The 17,769-nt window shown below is 57.7% G+C and carries 18 protein-coding genes and 1 pseudogene; 7 read left to right on the top strand and 12 right to left on the bottom strand.

Features of this window, described 5'->3' with window-relative positions:
* Nucleotides 1-2: 2 nt before the first annotated feature.
* From KGA83_RS16600 to KGA83_RS16575, 6 genes and pseudogenes are all read right to left on the bottom strand, one after another.
* Nucleotides 3-176: pseudogene (locus KGA83_RS16600) on the bottom strand (isochorismatase family protein); the annotation flags it as partial.
* Nucleotides 177-382: 206 nt separating this feature from the next.
* Nucleotides 383-1,822, bottom strand: a complete 1,440-nt coding sequence (locus tag KGA83_RS16595; protein ID WP_108219487.1) for a hypothetical protein — start codon at nt 1,820-1,822, stop codon at nt 383-385.
* A gap of 79 nt (nt 1,823-1,901) precedes the next feature.
* Nucleotides 1,902-3,050 carry an iron-containing alcohol dehydrogenase gene (locus tag KGA83_RS16590; protein WP_108219488.1) on the bottom strand — a complete coding sequence of 383 codons (1,149 nt, stop codon included), beginning with the start codon at nt 3,048-3,050 and terminating at the stop codon, nt 1,902-1,904.
* A gap of 187 nt (nt 3,051-3,237) precedes the next feature.
* A complete protein-coding gene (locus KGA83_RS16585; RefSeq protein WP_115948405.1) occupies nt 3,238-4,611 on the bottom strand; it encodes a sigma-54 interaction domain-containing protein in 1,374 nt (457 codons plus the stop codon).
* A gap of 38 nt (nt 4,612-4,649) precedes the next feature.
* Nucleotides 4,650-4,826 carry a hypothetical protein gene (locus KGA83_RS16580; protein WP_223530241.1) on the bottom strand — a complete coding sequence of 59 codons (177 nt, stop codon included), beginning with the start codon at nt 4,824-4,826 and terminating at the stop codon, nt 4,650-4,652.
* Between the two features lie 118 nt (nt 4,827-4,944).
* Nucleotides 4,945-5,850 (bottom strand): LysR family transcriptional regulator, encoded by a 906-nt coding sequence (locus tag KGA83_RS16575; protein ID WP_108219490.1) that lies wholly within the window; start codon nt 5,848-5,850, stop codon nt 4,945-4,947.
* A gap of 128 nt (nt 5,851-5,978) precedes the next feature.
* Between KGA83_RS16575 and KGA83_RS16570 the strand changes: the two genes are divergently transcribed.
* From KGA83_RS16570 to KGA83_RS16550, 5 genes are all read left to right on the top strand, one after another.
* Nucleotides 5,979-6,830, top strand: a complete 852-nt coding sequence (locus tag KGA83_RS16570) for a transporter substrate-binding domain-containing protein (protein WP_223530239.1) — start codon at nt 5,979-5,981, stop codon at nt 6,828-6,830.
* Between the two features lie 15 nt (nt 6,831-6,845).
* Nucleotides 6,846-7,526, top strand: a complete 681-nt coding sequence (locus KGA83_RS16565; protein WP_108219492.1) for an amino acid ABC transporter permease — start codon at nt 6,846-6,848, stop codon at nt 7,524-7,526.
* The gene (locus KGA83_RS16560; RefSeq protein ID WP_108219493.1) at nt 7,516-8,178 is read left to right on the top strand and encodes an amino acid ABC transporter permease; all 663 of its coding nucleotides are present in this window, start codon (nt 7,516-7,518) and stop codon (nt 8,176-8,178) included. Before KGA83_RS16565 ends, KGA83_RS16560 begins: the two co-directional genes overlap by 11 nt.
* A gap of 26 nt (nt 8,179-8,204) precedes the next feature.
* A complete protein-coding gene (locus KGA83_RS16555) occupies nt 8,205-9,167 on the top strand; it encodes an agmatinase (protein WP_108219494.1) in 963 nt (320 codons plus the stop codon).
* A 68-nt stretch (nt 9,168-9,235) separates the two neighbouring features.
* Nucleotides 9,236-9,955 (top strand): amino acid ABC transporter ATP-binding protein, encoded by a 720-nt coding sequence (locus KGA83_RS16550; RefSeq protein ID WP_223530247.1) that lies wholly within the window; start codon nt 9,236-9,238, stop codon nt 9,953-9,955.
* Between the two features lie 412 nt (nt 9,956-10,367).
* On the opposite strand, the gene gfa is transcribed toward KGA83_RS16550, so the two are convergent.
* Together gfa and KGA83_RS16540 are read right to left on the bottom strand one after the other, a co-directional pair.
* Nucleotides 10,368-10,946: an S-(hydroxymethyl)glutathione synthase gene (gene gfa / locus KGA83_RS16545; protein ID WP_115948404.1), complete on the bottom strand. Its 579-nt coding sequence runs from the start codon at nt 10,944-10,946 to the stop codon at nt 10,368-10,370.
* Nucleotides 10,947-11,266: 320 nt separating this feature from the next.
* Nucleotides 11,267-11,992 carry a hypothetical protein gene (locus KGA83_RS16540; RefSeq protein WP_177413333.1) on the bottom strand — a complete coding sequence of 242 codons (726 nt, stop codon included), beginning with the start codon at nt 11,990-11,992 and terminating at the stop codon, nt 11,267-11,269.
* Nucleotides 11,993-12,286: 294 nt separating this feature from the next.
* On the opposite strand from KGA83_RS16540, the gene KGA83_RS16535 reads away from it, so the two are divergent.
* Nucleotides 12,287-12,637 (top strand): BON domain-containing protein, encoded by a 351-nt coding sequence (locus tag KGA83_RS16535; protein ID WP_108219498.1) that lies wholly within the window; start codon nt 12,287-12,289, stop codon nt 12,635-12,637.
* 247 nt (nt 12,638-12,884) lie between these two features.
* Here the strand turns inward: KGA83_RS16535 and KGA83_RS16530 are convergent, their stop codons facing one another.
* Nucleotides 12,885-13,700 (bottom strand): lytic transglycosylase domain-containing protein, encoded by an 816-nt coding sequence (locus tag KGA83_RS16530; RefSeq protein WP_223530237.1) that lies wholly within the window; start codon nt 13,698-13,700, stop codon nt 12,885-12,887.
* Between the two features lie 351 nt (nt 13,701-14,051).
* Here KGA83_RS16530 and arsN2 point away from each other — a divergent pair, with 351 nt between their 5' ends.
* Nucleotides 14,052-14,501 (top strand): arsenic resistance N-acetyltransferase ArsN2, encoded by a 450-nt coding sequence (arsN2, locus tag KGA83_RS16525; protein ID WP_108219500.1) that lies wholly within the window; start codon nt 14,052-14,054, stop codon nt 14,499-14,501.
* A gap of 94 nt (nt 14,502-14,595) precedes the next feature.
* Here the strand turns inward: arsN2 and lhpI are convergent, their stop codons facing one another.
* From lhpI to KGA83_RS16510, 3 genes are all read right to left on the bottom strand, one after another.
* A complete protein-coding gene (gene lhpI, locus KGA83_RS16520; RefSeq protein WP_108219501.1) occupies nt 14,596-15,543 on the bottom strand; it encodes a bifunctional Delta(1)-pyrroline-2-carboxylate/Delta(1)-piperideine-2-carboxylate reductase in 948 nt (315 codons plus the stop codon).
* Nucleotides 15,544-15,681: 138 nt separating this feature from the next.
* On the bottom strand, nt 15,682-16,470 hold the full coding sequence (locus KGA83_RS16515; RefSeq protein WP_108219502.1) for an amino acid ABC transporter ATP-binding protein: 789 nt from the start codon (nt 16,468-16,470) through the stop codon (nt 15,682-15,684).
* A gap of 17 nt (nt 16,471-16,487) precedes the next feature.
* Nucleotides 16,488-17,729 (bottom strand): NAD(P)/FAD-dependent oxidoreductase, encoded by a 1,242-nt coding sequence (locus KGA83_RS16510; protein WP_108219503.1) that lies wholly within the window; start codon nt 17,727-17,729, stop codon nt 16,488-16,490.
* Nucleotides 17,730-17,769 lie beyond the last annotated feature (40 nt).

Below are 17,769 nucleotides of genomic sequence, written 5' to 3'. Positions count from 1 at the left end.
TGGGAACCGCCGCCATCAGCAACCACCTGTACTTCATAACCATCGCGCACCAGGCTCAGCGCCGGATAGACCGTGCAGACGTCATTGGTGACCCCGGCGATGATCAGTTTCTTGCGCCCCGTAGCCTTGACCGCTGAGGCGAAGTTCTCATCGTCCATGGCGTTGACGATAAACAACATCTCAGGCTATGAGCTCGTAGCACTGCGGCGATTTTTTCGCCCTCAGGGCGTCAGCTCGCAGCGTCTGCGCCAAGACTTCGTGGAAGTGGCTTAGCTTGGTTCGTTCAAGGGTGGCGCCCGTCAAGTTTGGCTATTTGTGGTAAATGCGGACCCTGTTCATGGCGCCGGCACTACGCCGCGCGCCATGAACGAAGATCGAAGCCTTATTCGACTGCCGCCGTCTCGGCCACACGTTGAACCGTGGCCGGTTTCAATGGCGTCTCGGGCGAAGTCTGCGGCGTGTTCAGGTCACGGGCAAAGGTCCTGTCGTTTTCGCCACGGAAAAAGTTCTTGCCGTAGATCAGCAAGCACAACACCACGCCGATAGCGAACGCCCAGCTCGCGCCCTTGATTGCCAGCACCGCACCGATCACCCCGGCGATACCCAGGTCACGCTGGCTTCGCGCTTCCAGGATGCCCAGACGCACGCTGACATAACCCTGGATCAGCAGGGTCAGGGACAGCGCGACGCCAAGAATCGGTTGAACCAGGGTTACCACTGGCAACAGCAGCAGCCCGGTATTGGTCCCCCAGCGGAATGAGCCGACACCGCCAATGATCGAACCCATTGCCTTCGGCCCACCCTTGAAACGTTCGATGATCACCACCAGCATGGCTGCCCACTTCGGTCCGCACATGGCGACGTCGGGGCCGAAGATGCTCATGAAGGCGTTGCGTGCGCCGAAGATCAGGTGTGCGCGGTCCGGGTTGTAGTCGATCTTCTGGTCGGTGCGGATCTGTTCAGCTTCGTCCAGCAGTACCTTGGCGCTGAGCACGTCGCCGAACACGATGATGTACACCGCCAGCACCGTTGGAATTGCCGAGATGAACATCGACAAAGGCGGCATGCCGAGACCGAACACCGTGTAGTGGGTCCACAAACCAATGAAGTCCGGCTGGCTGATGCCCCATTGAATAGTCGGCCACGGCGCCTCGTTGAACAACGGAGCGATGACCACCGCCAGCAGGACAATCGGCAGGATGCCGAGCTTGGCGAAATTCCACCAGAACGCGTTCTTCTGCTTGAGTACCTGGAAGTGCTGGGAAAAAATCAGGTAGAACGCCAGGCCCACCGCGATGGAGATCGTCCATGGGAACGCGTCAAACTTGCCACCCACCTGAAACACCGCGATCACGGCACTCAGGCCCGCGCCGACGATGATCCCGGATTTCATGGCCGCCGGTATGTAGGTGAACACCCGTTTCGCCATCCCCGTGGCCCCCAGCGCAATGGAGAACACGCCGAGCATCAATTGAAACGCAATCAAGGCATGGACACGTTCCGGGCCCACCGGAAAGGTTGCGCAATAGGCCATCAACAGCGGCACCGCCGGGGTGATCCAGCCCGGTACGGTCGGGTCGCCGAGCAAGTGATGGGTGAGGTACAGCAAGCCGTTGAGCATGACCACCGCCAGTGCCACTTCGAATGGCATTCCGAGCAATTCGGTCATCAGCGGGATCGCCGCCAGATCGACTGCGCACATCAGCAAACCTTGCAGGTAGTCCGGCAACTCGAATTTGTAGTGAATAAAGGGCAAGCGCACCTTGAACGGGCCAAGGGCGATGTACGGACTTTCATAGCGTGGTTCAGGGGAACTGGACATGGGCTGCACCTGTTTTATTGGTCTTGTAGGGTGAGCGCTTGATGGGGCATCGAGCGCTGAACGGTTTGCGGGGCGCCAATCAAAACGCCGAGCGATAGATTTTTTCGATATCGACGGCGCTCAGGCGGCGCGGGTTGTTGCGCATCAGGCGCTCGATCTTGCTGGCCTCTTCGGCCATGGCCGGGATGGCGTCCTCAGGAACATCAAAGGCGCGCAGGCTTTTGGGAATCTCCACCGCCTCACACAGATCGGCCATGGCCTGCACAGCGGCATCGGCGGCTTGCGGGTCGCTCAGGTGGGACACGCGCAGGCCCATCGCTTCGGCGATATCGCGCAAGCGCTCGACACAGGCCAACTTGTTCCACTGCATCACGTGCGGCAGCAGCAAGGCATTGCTCACGCCATGGGCGATGTTGAAGCGACCGCCCAACGGGTAGGCCAACGCATGCACCGCGCCGACACCGGCATTGCCAAAGGCCATGCCGCCCATGAGGCTGCCGGTGGCCATGTCTTCGCGAGCTTGCAGGTCGGCCGGGTTGGCATAAGCCTTGGGCAGGGCCTTGGCGATCAATTTGATGGCGCCCAGTGCCAGTGCGTCGGTGATCGGCGAGCGATTGACCGACAGATAAGCTTCGATGGCGTGAACCAGGGCATCCACGCCACTGGCGGCGGTGACGCTGCGCGGACAGGTCAGGGTCATGGCCGGGCTGACCAGGGCGACATCCGGCAGCAGGTAGTCGCTGACGATGCCCTTTTTCAGTTGCGCTTGCTTGTCGGAAAAGATTGCGACGCTGGTCACTTCCGAGCCGGTGCCGGCGGTGGTCGGAATGGCGATAAGGGCAGGGCCCTTTTGCTTGACCAGGTCGACGCCGAACAACTCGGCCAGCGGGCCGTTATGCCCGGCGAAAGCCGCGACGCCTTTGGCGATGTCAATGGCGCTGCCGCCTCCGAGGCCGATCAGGCCGTCATAGCCGCCTTCGTGGAAGGCGCGGGTGCAGTCTTCAACGATGGCGATCTCGGGTTCTGGCTTGACCTGATCAAAGACGCCGTAACGCCGACCTCCCAATTGCGCAAGGGCAAGGTCTACCGTGCCGGACTTGACCAGCACCGCATCGGTGACGATGAGCGGAAAGTTGATATTCAGGCGGGTGAGTTCAACGGATAGCTGCTCGATGGCGGCTTCTCCGGTAATCAGTCGATTGGCGATTTTGAACGCTGAGGCAGTCATTGGCTCGTCCTATGTAGTTGTTGTTTGCGCAAGGGCGTGTCAACCGGACATAGCGAATGGCGTGCCAGAATGCGCAAAGCCCCGGACGGCGGGGCTTTGCGGGAAACAGGCGGGATTAATGCAGGGGGTTGCGATCAGTATCCTGATCGCCCGGGGGCTGTTTGATTGGAATACTGATCAAACGTTGTCAGTCAGAGTGTTCCCAGCGCTTCATTTTTTGCACCACGGTGGCCTGGCTCACACCCAGGGCCTTCGCCGCCAGGCGGGTGGTCTTGTGCAAGCGCAGTGCCGCGCGAATCGCCGCGCGTTCGGCGTTCTCGACAATCTTGCGCAGCGGCAGGCGGCCTTGGTCGGTGTCCTGCGGGCTGAGGTTGAGTATCTCTTCGGGCAGATCCAGCGCCTCGATGGTGTCGCCCTGGGTGGTGACCACCAGCCGCTCCACCACGTTGATCAACTCACGGATATTGCCTGGCCAGGCGTACTCACACAGCAGGTCGAGCGCTTCCAGGCTCCACTGCACCTGGCGTGCGTAACGACCGTTGTAGGTCTCCAGGTAGAAATGCAACAGCGCCGGGATTTCCTCACTGCGCTCGCGCAGGGCGGGAATGTGGATGGGGACGACGTTGAGTCGGTAGTACAGGTCCGCGCGGAACAGCCCCTGTGCCACCCGCTGTTTGAGATCATGATGGGAGGCGCTGATGATCCGCACGTCCACTTCCTTGAGCTCCAGCCCGCCAACCGGAATGAAGCGATTTTCTTCTATCACCTTAAGCAACTTGACCTGGACCGGTAACGGCAGATCGCCAATTTCGTCCAGAAACAACGTCCCGTGGTGGGCCAGTTCGAGCAGGCCACGCTTGCCTTTCGGCCCGGCGCCGGTAAAGGCACCGGGGACATAGCCAAACAGTTCGGCCTCAATGAGATTTTCCGGCAGTGCACCGCAATTGAGTGCCAAAAACGGCTCTTTGGCACGGGGGCCGGCATTGTGGATGTATTGCGCGACCAGGGTCTTGCCGACACCTGTTTCGCCTTGCAGCAGCACCTTCACCGGGCTGCTGGCCACCTGGCGCGCCAGGGCGAAGACCCGGCCGGAAACTTTTTGGTCCGCCACGGGCAGGGAGTTCAACAGTTCGTCGCGTTGACCGGCATGCAATTGCGCGGTGCTGTTGCGCAGTTGTTTGAGCTGATGCAGTTCGTCACGCTCATGCTTCATGCGCAATAACTCGGTCATGTCGCGTACGGTGCTGACCACGTAACGGATGCGTTTGGCGCTGTCGAAGATCGGTGTTGCGCTGACCAACAGCTTTTTCCCGTGACTCACGCTCTGCATCACCGAAACGGGCAAGCCTTCGCGTAAAACCCGCAGAGTGGCGGACTGAGAGATCGTCCCTTCATTGACCAGCACTTGCATAGAGCGCCCCACCAGTTCGGCACTGTTGAGGCCGGTCAAGCGTTCGTAGGCCTTGTTGACCTTGAGTGTGTTGCCATCGCCGTCGGTGATGTAGACGCCGTCGTGCAGGGCGTCCAACAGTTCTTCGAAACTTGCGTCATTGACGTTCATGCAGGAATCCAGGACAGCATAGTGGGGTGTTTAGAGCGCTAGCTTAATGCGTCACCCCCGGTCATGTTCGATCGATCGCTGCGGTTTTTCAGCCGCGCCGCTATCGCAGCGATGAAGATCGGCACGATCAGCAGGATGAACAATTGCACCGGGTTCCATTTCAAGCCCAACAGCAGACCGCCGCCATACGCGCCGAACACCGCGCCGCCCGTCATCCAGCTGATCCCCTTGAAGCGAATGCGTGTGGGGTAGTAGTTGGCAGCCTTGCGTACCCTCTTGAGTCAATTGAATCGAGCGCTGGAAATGATTCATTGTGCCGGAACCATTCGTTTTCTATCTGGCGCTATTTCGATTCGAGAGGGAGGAGTCGCTTGCATGCAATTCCTCAAGGATCTCGAGAAAAAGCTCTGCGCTTCGTGACAAAGGGCGAGAAGCCTCGGTTATTGCGCAGATGGTGTTATGGAACACGGGGCTGTCCGGTAACTCCCGCAAGTCGAAGCGAGGGGCGATAAGTTCGACATAATGCTCCGGTAGTAGCCCGGCATAACCTCCACCTTCAACGAGCATCGCGATCGCTTCCAGTCCTGCGGCTTCGGGCCCTCGTTCAAAACCATGCGTAGCCAGCGTTTCCTCGACGAAGGGATGCGGTCGATAAACCAGTTGAGGTCGGAGCAGTTTCTCGCCCGGCGCTTGATTCGCTACATACACCCGATGATCTTCGACGAACAGCTTTTGGTAATGGAAGGCTCGCTCTTTGCGGTACATTCCACGAATAGCCACCTGCACCCGGCGCTCGCGCAGTGCCTGGTTCAAATTGGCAAAGGTCATCACGGCCACTTCTGCCTGAACGTTAGGTGCCCTGCGTCTCAGTTCTTTCAGCGCGTCGACCAGTCGGCAATTCGGATCGGCGAGCATATGCTCGACAGTTCCAATCGAGACGGTGCCGGATATCACGGCACGTACCGCATCAATTTCCGGCTTGATCCGTTCAAGGGAATTGAGTGCGTTGGTCGTCAATTCCAGCGCCACTCTCCCGGCCGCGCTCAGCTTGAAACCTGCCGGACCTCGCTCGCACAGACGCACACCCAGGCGCTCCTCGACCTCCTTGATATGCCTGCTGATCGAGGCTTTGGTCATATTCAACCGGCGTTCAGCCGCAGCAAATCCCCCGGCTTCAGCGGCGGCACAGAAAATACGCAGAGAGCGTAAGTCACGCTCGGTAAGGTCGAATCGGTTCATGGATAAAAGGTATCAGATTCCAAGACCATATCGCTAATAAAGTGATTTTACTTGCGCTTTCGCACTGGCTAATTTGGTTCCAGCAACCTTCACAACTACAACACTCCAAGAAATGGGGGAACTGCATCATGACTACACACAGTCGCCGAAGCATCGTGAAAACCGTGCTCTTTACCTCGCTGGTTATCTGTACTTCCACCTTCGCATTAGCCCAGGCAAGCACGCTTGCCGACATCAAGCAGCGTGGCAAGCTGACTGTGGGTACCGAAGCCGCTTACGAACCTTATGAATTCGTTGAAAACGGCAAGGTTGTGGGTTATGGCCACGATATTCTGGAACAAATGGCCGCAAAACTCGGCGTCGAGCTGGAGCAGTTGAACTTGCCGTTCAATGGCTTGCTTCCGGGTCTGATGAGCAACAAATTTGATTTCGTGGCCACTTCCGTCGGGATCACACCTGAGCGTGCCAAGCGGTTCGCTTTCAGCCAGCCCATCGGCATTGTCCGCTCGCTATTCGTAGTCAAGGCGGACAACACAACCATCAGCAAGCCTGAAGATGTAGCAGGCAAAGTGGTGGGGACCCAGATGGGTTCTTCAGCCCAACAAGGACTGCAGGAATACGATCGAGAACTCAAAGCCAGCAAAGGGCAGGGCTACGCGGATCTCAAACTATTCCAGGGCTATCCCGACGTCGGCCTGGCGATTGCCAATGGCTCGATCGATGCCGGTGTTCTACCCAGCAACGTATTGGCTGTGCAGATGCGCCGTCAGCCGGACATTTATAAAACGGTGGGCGAAGTCGGCGATTCCAAGCTCTTGGCTTGGGTAGTCAATGCCAAGAATCCAGAAGTACGCACGTTTATCAACGAAACGCTTGATGAGATGCGCGCTACGGGCAAGTTGGCCGAGTTGCAGAAAAAATGGTTCGGCGAAACGCTGACATTACCGACTTCAGGGTACCTCCCTGACGCGGCCCTCTAAGTGGAGGGCCAGGTAATGATGAGCTGGTTGAGTGCGCACACCGCGCTGGGTCCGTTTTTCGATGGGTTGCTACAAGGTGCGGCAACAACATTTATCGCGAGCAGTCTGGCTTTTCTCATAGGGCTCGGATTGGGCGTGCTTTTACTTCTGCTGAGAGTCGCGGCGGGACCCATTTGCCGATACGCGGTGATGGTCTACGTCAGTGCCATCCGCGGCACACCGCTGCTGATTCAATTGCTTATCGCGTATTTCGTTGTGCCGGGCCTGATCGGTATTTCGCTGACACCACTGGAGGCGGGGATCCTGGCCCTGTCTTTCAATACGGCGGCCTACATCAGTGAAATCCTGCGGGGTGCTTTGACTTCGATTCCTCGAGGTCAGGTGGCAGCAGCCCAGGCACTGGGGATGCGCGCTCATCAGAAGTGGCGTTACGTGCTGTTGCCGCAGATGTTCCATCGCTCCATTCCTCCGCTGACCAACGAGTACACCGTACTGCTCAAAGCCTCATCACTGCTGTCGATCATTGCCGTCAGTGAGCTCGCTACCGTGGCTCGTAACGCGACGCTGCAAAGCGATCTGCCACTGCAAGTGTTCAGCGCAACAGCGGTCGTCTATTTCCTTATTTTGCTGTGCGCTTCGTCGATCTCGCGACTCATCGAGCGCCGCATTGCCAAGGTGATGCCAAATGCCCATTGATCTTGAAGTGGTCAGTCACGTAATCCCCGCATTGCTGCAGGGACTGAAAATTACCGCGACGGTCAGTGCCATCGGTATTCCGTTGGGGATGTTGATCGGAACGCTGTTCGCTTACATGGCCGATGCCCAGCATTGGTTGCCAAGGCTGTTTGCCCGTTGTTATGTCGAACTTGTACGAAATGTACCGTTCCTGATCGTGGTGTACCTGCTGTTTTTCGGCCTGCCGCAGCTGGGAGTGCAAGCCTCATCCTTTGCGATCGCCATTGGTGCCACGGCGTTCTATACGGCCGGGTACTTCAGCGAAATTCTGCGCGCCGCCTTGAAGAGCGTGCCGGCCGGCCAGGCGCGCGCAGCGCGGTCACTGGGGTTTTCCGTCTGGCAGGTTCAGCGCTACGTGGTCGTGCCACAAAGCTTTGGCTACCTGATCCCGCCTACTACCAGCCTGATCATCATGATGTTCAAGGACACCGCGATCTTCTCGGTAACCAGTCTTCCTGAGCTGACCTATCAGAGCAATCTGATGACCGCTGACACCTTCGCTTACCTCGAAGTGCTTGGCACCGCTGCATTGCTCTATTGGCTGTCGAGCATTGTCCTCGATGCACTTGGCCAAGTTCTGGAAGCCCGTGAAAGACACTGGCGGCATCGCTAGAAAATCCCATCATTCAGGAGTTTTTTATGAAGAATCTGACCGTCGCACCACGTACCAGCCATCAGACCCTGCTTTATTCAGAATTGATGACCGATCTGGAAAACCTTCAACAGGCGGATATTGCCGTGCTTGGCATGCCTTTCGGTTCGCCCTACGGCCCGCGCTCATACACCAACGACCAGACCAATGCGCCGCTGGCAATTCGTCAGCTCACCGACCGCATGGTGCGTGATCCGCGGCATTACGATTTCGATATCGATGGCCCACTGCTGCAAGGTCGTAGCGATATTCGATTCATCGACTGTGGTGATGTGTTGCCCGATGTCGCCAAACCAGGTGAGCACTATGAACGTGCCGAGCAGGCCGTACGGCAGCTTCTCAAAGCTGGAGCGCTGCCAGTCATTCTTGGCGGTGACCACGGAATTACTACGCCGGTTCTACGGGCCTACGACAGTCTCGACCCGATCACCATCATCCATATCGATGCGCACCTTGACTGGCGCGACGACGTAAACGGGATCCGGGAAGGGTTGTCCAGTCCGATACGTCGTGCCTCCGAAATGGCCCATGTCGGCCGGATCTTCCAGATCGGACTGCGCGCCCAAGGCAGCGCACGCCCCGAGGATCTCGAGGTAGCGCGCGAGTATGGCGCGGAGTTGATCAGTGCCTATGAATTGCACGAGATCGGCATGGACGCGGTACTTTCGCGTATTCCCGATGGTGGAAACTACTACCTGACCATTGATGCCGACGGTCTCGACCCGACCATCATGCCCGCTGTCGATGGTCCGGCCCCAGGTGGCGTGACTTTTTTACAGGCACGCAAGCTTATTCACGGATTGGTGAAAAAAGGACGGGTAGTGGGTATGGATATCGTTGAAATCCAGCCGGGCAAAGACAACGCAAGTAACCTCACCTGCGTGACGGCGGGACGCTTGATTGTCAATCTGATCGGCGCCTCTATTCGTGCGGGGTACTTCGACAAATGATTCAGACTACAGCCGCGGTGTCATCGGCTTCACGCTTCGCTGCAGATGTTCAGCCCCACTGCATCAGAATGCGCGGAATCAATAAATGGTATGGAAATTTGCAAGTCCTCAAAGACTGCTCGACGCACGTCAGTAAAGGCGAAATTGTGGTGGTGTGTGGGCCTTCAGGTTCAGGCAAGTCGACATTGATCAAGACGGTCAACGGTCTGGAGTCTTTTCAGAAAGGCGAGATCCTGGTGAATGGGCAGTCGATCGGTAGCGCAAAAACCGACCTGCCAAAGCTGCGCCAGCAAGTGGGCATGGTGTTTCAGCATTTCGAACTGTTCCCCCATATGTCGATCATCGAGAACCTCACGTTGCCACAAACGAAGGTGCTCCATCGTCCGACAAACGATGCGAAAGCCAAAGGTCTGGCATTGCTTGAACGTGTGGGCCTCAGCGCACATGCCCACAAGTACCCGGCGCAGCTCTCTGGTGGTCAGCAGCAGCGTGTTGCCATCGCCCGGGCATTGTCGATGGATCCGGTCATCATGCTCTTCGATGAGCCAACCTCGGCGCTGGACCCCGAGATGATCAACGAGGTGCTGGACGTGATGGTGTCGCTGGCCAAGGACGGCATGACGATGATGGTGGTCACCCATGAGATGGGCTTTGCTCGGCGCGTGGCGGATCGGGTGGTTTTCATGGAGGAGGGGATGATCATTGATGACACATCCTCTGAAGCATTCTTTAACGGGACGTCTTCGGAGCGGGCAAAGCTCTTCCTGTCGAAAATACTGGGGCACTAAGTTCCACGTTGTATCCAGCGTTCAATACGGAGTCAGTCAATTAACGCGCGGTCAGCAGGTATCGATTATGGATTGCCCTGCTGACTGACGCGTTTCGTATTAGATCTGCTTCGCATCGCGTGACAATATCTACAACCAACAGTTAAACGATAAAAATGCGGATATCCACTCAAGATGGAAGTCTGTTGCAAGGGTAGCTATTGGCCGTTATCTGCCTGATGTAGATGCAGTTAGCCATAGCGAAAAGGTGGGTTGAGAGAGCCTGGCGGAACAAAATTGGTACAAGCGGAATTGAAAACTGGCGTAATCCATTGTCTTGATGCCCACAGCCCCCCGTTAATTATGTGGGGCGCACAACATCAAAGGTGAACCGGAGCCGCGGTCCGGAAAAGAAACCGCGGCGACCGATCAATCAGGCGGCGGGGAGCAGGCCTTTCTGTTTGGCGACATGAGTCGCCAGTGCGTCCATCAAGTCCGGGGACAGGCAGTCATAGGGTTCCAGGCCGATCGAGCGCAAGCGCTCGCGGATAGACTTCATTTGCGCTGGCGGTGTGCCGGTTTCGATGATGGAGGACACGAACGCCGCGAATCCCGGCGCAGCCCATCCGCTCTGTGGCGAAAGCTCGGTGTGGACGAAGTCCAGGCCATAAAACGCATGGTCCTTGTTCTCGATGCGCCCAAAGAGATGGGCGTGACACTGCTTGCAGGCGTGGCGTTGGATGGTGGCGGATTCGTCGACAATCGCCAGTTTTTCGCCGTGGGCAATGACGCTGACCTTATCTCGAGGCACCACGGCGATGACGGCGAATATTGCATTTTTTGGTTTCCAGCATTTGCTACAGCCGCACGCGTGGTTATACAGGGTTTGCGAGTCGATCTTGACTTCGACCTTGTCGGTCGCGCACAGGCATTGCAGGGTGCCACCTGTGAAATTTGCGGCGGCGGGTTGGATACCATTGTCCAGTGCAGGGTGAAGTTGCAAGGTGCTCATGCTGGCGTCTCCGTTTCAGGGTGTCAGACAAAAGTGCCTGGGGCCGTGCCCCAGATCGGTAGTTCATCGGAACTCCATGACCGCGCGGATCGATTTGCCTTCATGCATCCGATCGAACCGCGGCGGATTTCGAAAAGGACACAGTGCATAAACGAGTGACCTCCTTCGGTGCGACCGATCGGTTACCCAGATCAAGAGTAGTCTGCGATGACGTCTCGAGCGCGGCCAGGACCAGCGCAACGCTATCCGACCCATGGCGGTCATTCGCGCAATCGTTGGATCGGTGCATGTTTTCCTGCATCGTCAGGAGTGCCACGTACCTATCTCAGGGTGAATGCTGTTTTGAGCGGTATGGCAACGTTGCGCAAGTTGTCTTTAAGCGTGATATCTACCGTCCAGATACCTGTGGGATCGCCTGGTTCTCCGATGAAATTGATCACGGGGGCGGCGTGGTACAGGTGATTCGACTCCCCCTTGAGGTGTCCTTGAAAACAAACGATATCTCGCTGATTGATCGACTCAGTACCATCCGGCCTGATGACTTTCAGATCGCACGTTATGTTTGCTTCGTGATTGGCATTCAGCTTCGGGTTGGCAAAAAAAATCAGCGTAAAGATCCATTTACCTTGGGTAGCAACCTTTGCTTCGTTAAATACGGGAATGGTTTCGGGCGAAGTATCCCACTTTTTTTCCCAATCGGGATCGGAGGTGATTAATAGTGAGCCACCAAACTCGCCGACGGATCGTCTTGACTCAGTGTCTGGGTATGGATTGCCATTTGAATCCTTCCAGTAACCGGCATGCAGATTCGACCATGAAAGTGACATCGCGATGAAAACGGTGAGCAGTCGACGGTTCATGGGCGACTCACTATAAGTGGACGATATAAGTTGCGTAATGTTTGCGCCATTTGTGTCTGATGACGCGCCTTGTCCATGTGTAATGCCTTGTTCCGCTTGAGTGTAGCGGCAGAAAACGCAACACAGAGTCACGAGAACCAATGACAGGTTTTTGTGCTCGTAAGGCGTCTTGAGCATGGTGCTCACGGTCCGCTCTTGGCCGAGATCGGCAGCTATGGGTTAATCAGGGCTGATCGCAATAAGGACTGTTTGGAGTGCTCTGCAGGTGTTGCGCCTGGCACAGAGCGACCAAGGCGGGCGTTCACGGGGGACAGCCCTCTGACCGAAGGCAACGGCCGTACTATAATTAATGTCTGTCAATGTTTGCGTGGCGAGCGCTCCAAAACGAATCAGGTATCCATAGCGTTCACCTGACAGGCAGCGGGCGGCACAGCAAATGGGATGGACAGTACGTCTGATTACGCGAGAGAGGGTTCAGCCATGAAAAATCACTCCTTCCAGCATTACGCTCATGGTTTGGAAATGGCCGTTCACGATGCATGGATTACTGCCAAGGTGAAGTCGGCCCTGGCATTTTCCGATCCGACCCTTAGCCTGCATATCAATGTCAAAACCCATGCGGGCATAGTGGCGTTAAGCGGCCGCGTCAACACTCATAGACAGTGTGAACAGGCCATTGGTCTGGCCCGTTCGGTTCATGGTGTCGCCGAAGTCGATGCCACCGAATTGCAGACCCATGTGTTCACGCCAGGGAGTTTTCCAGAAGCGCCCAACGCTGAAGAGAGCACTGAGCGCCGGCCACAATCGTCAACGAAGATGGACGACAAATGATAATGGTAACTTTGTAGGCGCCGCGCTCCCAGTCGGGAACCGAGGGCGGAGGGAAGCTGAATGCCTGTGTGCCCCAGAGTGAATTGCCCATGGTTTCGTGGACATTTGCGACTGGCTGCTTATGGCCGATGATGATTACAAAGCGTGCTGGTCAAATCCGATGCAATCGGTGGTCAGAACGAATGCAAATGACTGGTCAGGTCGAATGCAAGCGGGTGGTCAAGTGGGGTGCAATTTCGCAACAGTACTAGCGATGGTTGCGATAGCGTTCGGTCAAGGACTGCACGAGGGTGACGTAGGATTGCGTCTCGGCGTAGGGAGGCACCCCGTTGTACTCGACCACGGACGCTTCGCCAGCGTTGTAACCTGCCAACGCCAGCACCTGGTTGCCGTTGAAGCGCTTGAGCAGCCAGGCCAGGTAGCGCACGCCGCCACGAATGTTCTGTCGTGCGTCGAACGGATCGTCCACGGCGAAGCGCTCGGCGGTGGCGGGCATCAACTGCATCAGCCCCTGGGCGCCGGCTTCGGAAATGGCGTTGGGGCGAAACGCCGATTCGGCATGTATCACCGCGCGGATCAGCGCCCTGTCGACACCATAATGACCCGAAGCGGCTTCGATCTCCCGCCGATAGGAATGGGTGTCCAGGCGTAGTGAGGCGACCTTGAAATCCTTCGACGCCATGCACAGATAGCAGCCCTTGATGTAATAGAGCTCAAGGACATCGACCCGTGCGGAGATCCCGACGGGGCGCCGGCTCACAAATTGACGAATACCCTTGTGGATGAAGGTGTACACCCGAATCCGCACCGCGCCTGAGTCGTCGTCCCGCACAAGCCGTGGCAGGGCCATTGCCTTGGCACCGACACCACCGACACCGGCGCCCGCCATGCCATTGAGGCGAGTACAGCGGGCGCTGGCGATGGCTTGGCTGGTGTAGCTGATGGCTCCGTCCCTGGCCTGGCACTTGAACATGGCGCTGGCGCACAATGGAGCGACCAGCAAGGCCAGCTCGATGCAGCCAAGAAGGCCCTTGCGAGCCCATCGCCATGCTCTGGAATTCATCACATCGCTCCACGCCGCAGGTGCCGATCAGGTCTGGGGCACCTGGCCCGGGCGCTGCCTTTGGAGGGCCTATTCCGGGTGACCCGCCTGTTGTTCTGATAGTTATACCCCTTGTAACCGGCCTTGGAACTTGTGTTGACGTACGGGCTGCCGGCGTTCCCAGGCGAGGCGCAGGCCAACAGTGCTTAATGCCTGACGACTGGATAGGGGGCATCCCGACGCAAACCGATGTCTCCTTCTGGCCGTTTTCTACCTGTCTCGACCGGTTGAATCCACAACTCATAGTGGACGAGATCAAGCAGCGAGAGCCTGCTGGCCTTGAGTGTCAGCTAGCCGACAAGAGTACTGACGATGCAGATGATTAAAGTAGGGGGCAGTGGTTTGAATCATCTCCGTGCGTCATTGCGTCAGGCTGGATTGCCTTACGACGATGTGAGCTATCCAGGACGGCAGTTTTACCGGTTTGAAGTGGATGGGAAATGGGTAGCCTATGGAGGATTGGAGGGGGCTGGTCCCGATCTTCTGCTGCGCTCTCTAGTTGTTTGCGAGGAGCATCGTGGAGCGGGACTGGGAAAAGCGGTGTTGTCGGAACTGGAACAATCAGCGGCCTCCCAAGGCGCAGCCCGACTGCATTTGTTGACCCAAAACGCGGTTGATTTTTTTGCAACCAATGGGTACGTACTACTTGATAGGGAAAAGGCGCCTGCCGCAATTACCCAGACAGCTCAGTTCAAGCATTTGTGCCCTTCCTCGGCAAGCTACCTGCGGAAAACTTTAAGCGCTTCCAATTGTGCGAAGTAACCCATCGAATCGCTTCCGGGCCATCGCTAGCGTGGATAGTCACGCGAGCGATGGCTGAGTGCTATTTATATAATTCAAAGCTTCCGAAATTGGGTTATTGGCTGGCAAGGGCGTGGAGCGCGACCCGTGAAGCTGCCAGGTCCCAAGCCGCGGTACCAACGCTTTTAAATACAACGGGCCGTGACGAATCGATTGGGCCGCGAATGGCTGCGGCCAGCGATCTGACTTGAGACCAATCCACACCTGCCCGCAACAGGTCACCTGCTTCGTGCTGCGCACCGGCAGTATCGTCAGCATAGAGAACGCTACCGTCCAGAGTGACTTTGCCAAGCTCCGCCATCTCAGGCTTGAAAGCACCTACACCAATAATCAATCGACCAGGTTTGGCTGGCTCGTTGTAGACCGGCTCTGTGCTGGTGGTTACGGTGATCACCACATCCACGTCGGGAATGCTGTCGCCACACGGTTGCAAATGCTCGTGCAGGTCTCGATTGTTGTTGCAGAAGTCTGCCGTCGCTTGCGCGTCAATCCCTCGAACCCACAGCATGCACTGTGGGTAAAGGGCATCGATAGCTTGTACGTGATGACGTGCTTGCGCGCCGGTCCCGAACAGTAAGATCTGTTTCGGTTCATGCTTGAACAGCGTCCGAATCGCGAGGAGGGTTACTGCCGCAGTACGACGCCCTGTGACCTCCGGGCCGTCGAGCAAGCACTTTATTTGTCCGGTTACGGCATCACATACGGTTACCGTGCCGTTGATCGTGGGCAGCTGACGCTGCACATTCCCCGGCTGGACGTTAACCAGTTTGTGGATGCCGATGTCCTGGGCGGTGGCGGGCATGCTCAGCAAAACACCGCCGTCACCCAAGGGTACAACCAAGCGCTCAGGGCTCAGAATTGAACCGGCTTCCAGCTCGGTTGCGGCTTGGGCAATAGCGTCAACGAGTTTTTTGAAATCCAGCAGTGCCGCTGTCTGCGCTTGATCACAGACGGTAACCGAAAGGTTTTTCGGGGCGGCATTATTCGCCAGCATATTAGTCATTGAATATTCCTTTTGCTGAGATCAGTAGTGGCGGATGTCGGAACGAAACTGCTGTGCGCGCAAGTGCGTTGATAAACGGCCTGCGCCTGGCGTATGGACGGCACAGCCATCGCTGGCCGGCCGTGCTCTTATGTGGCCTCAGTGTAAAATTTGCGCAAGAAAGGCCTTGGCCCGTGCACTGTTCGGGGCGCTGAAGAAGTCCTGAGGCGGTGCGTCCTCAATGATCTGACCGCCATCGAGAAACAGCACGCGCTCGGCCACTTGCCGGGCAAAGCCCATTTCGTGGGTCACGCAGAGCATGGTCATACCGCTGCCGGCCAGGTTAACCATCACATCCAACACTTCGCTGACCATCTCCGGGTCGAGCGCCGAAGTGGGTTCGTCGAACAGCATGATTTTGGGTTCCATGCACAACGCCCGGGCGATGGCCACGCGCTGTTGCTGGCCTCCCGAGAGCTGGCTGGGGTACTTGCTGGCCTGGCTGGCGATACCGACTTTTTGCAGGAAGTGCCGGGCCAGTTCCTCGGCCTTCTTGCGGCTCATACCGCGCACCGAAATCGGGGCCAGGGTGCAGTTATCGAGCACGCTCATGTGCGGGAACAGATTGAAATGCTGGAACACCATGCCAATTTCACTGCGGACCTTGGCGGCCTCGCGGCTGGTCTGGGCCAAGTCGGTGTCGTTGACCAGAATGCGGCCTTTTTCGGCGATTTCCAGGCGGTTGATGCAGCGGATCAGCGTCGATTTTCCGGAGCCGGAAGGCCCACAGAGCACAATGCGCTCGCCTTCGCGCACTTTCAGATCGATGTTGTGCAGCACATGGAAGGCGCCATAGAACTTATTCAGGCCGGCGATATCAACCACCACCTTACGGGTGTCCGGGCTTGCGGCGAGCGGAGTGTCTACAAGGGCAGAGAGGGCGTGCATGGTCTTGTCTCCGGCAATCAGTGAAAGCGCTCGGCGCTGTACGGGGCAGGGTTGGTAAAGGGGGTGGCACCGGTCATCAACTCGGCCAGCAGACGGCCGCAGACCGGGCCGAGGGTCAGGCCGTGGTGGGCATGCCCGAAGTTGAACCACAGACCTTTGTGTCGTGGCGCCGGGCCGATCACCGGGCACATGTCCGGCAAGCATGGACGGCGTCCCAGCCAAGGCTCGGCATCCAGGCGTTCGCCCAGCGGATAGAAGGCGCGCGCCAGCTCTTCACAGCGACGTAGCTGGATTTCGTTGACCGGGTCCTGGCTGTCGGCGAACTCGATTCCGGTGGTCAGGCGAATGCCGCCGACCATGGGTGCCAGGACATAACCGCCCACCGGGTCAAGCAGCGGTTGTTGCAAGCGCGTGCCAGGCAGGGCGGCATAGTGCATGTGATAACCGCGCTTGATCGCCAGTGGAATGTCATACCCCAGTGGCTCGAAAATGCCCCGGGCTTGCGGGCCGAGGGCGACCACGGCTTCGTCTGCGATCACCAGGCCCTGTTCGCTCTGCACTTCCCATTTACCCACGCGCTGGCGCAAGGACAGGGCGTCACCAAGGACGAACACGCCGCCGCGTTTGACGAACAGTTCGGCATAACCGCGTGTCAGGCCGCCGGGGTCGCTAACGGTCTTGGGGTCCAGCCAGTGAATGCCGCCGACCACGCAGCTGTGCATGCCCGGTTGATGGGCATGCATCTGGTCGCGGTCGAGCACTTCGTAATTCAGGCCATAGTCCATGAGTGCAGCAGCGTCGCGTTGGGCCTTGGCAAACGCCGGTGGAGAATTGTAGGCCTCGACCCAGCCACTGGCCTGGATCAAGTGATCCATGCCGGCCGGTGCACAGAGCAGGTCGTGTTCGCTGACGCAGCGCTCCACCAACGGCAGCATGGCCTGGGTTGCGGCGGCCAAGCCCTTGGTCCCGGAGTGCCGCCAGTACTGCAGTAGCCATGGAATGGCTTTGGGCAGGTACTTCAGACTGTAGCGCACGTCCGATTGCTGGTTGCCCGCGTAGCGCAACAGGCTCGACAACTGGCGCGGGAACGCGTAGGGAATTACGCTGGCGCGCTCGATCAGCCCGGCATTGCCGTGGCTGGTGCCGTTACCCGGCTGCTGGCGGTCGATGAGCACGACCTTACGGCCACGGGCCTGTAACTGGAGTGCGGTACTGACGCCGACAATCCCTGCGCCCAGAACGATGGTTTCGCAATGCATGGTATTTCCCTGATGCAGGGGCGCGCACGGCAGCCCGAAA

The organism is Pseudomonas sp. GL-R-19 (genome assembly GCF_019956375.1).
Taxonomy (GTDB): Bacteria; Pseudomonadota; Gammaproteobacteria; order Pseudomonadales; family Pseudomonadaceae; genus Aquipseudomonas.
Note: the sequence above shows the minus strand (reverse complement) of the source record. Positions and strands in the feature narration are given on the sequence as shown.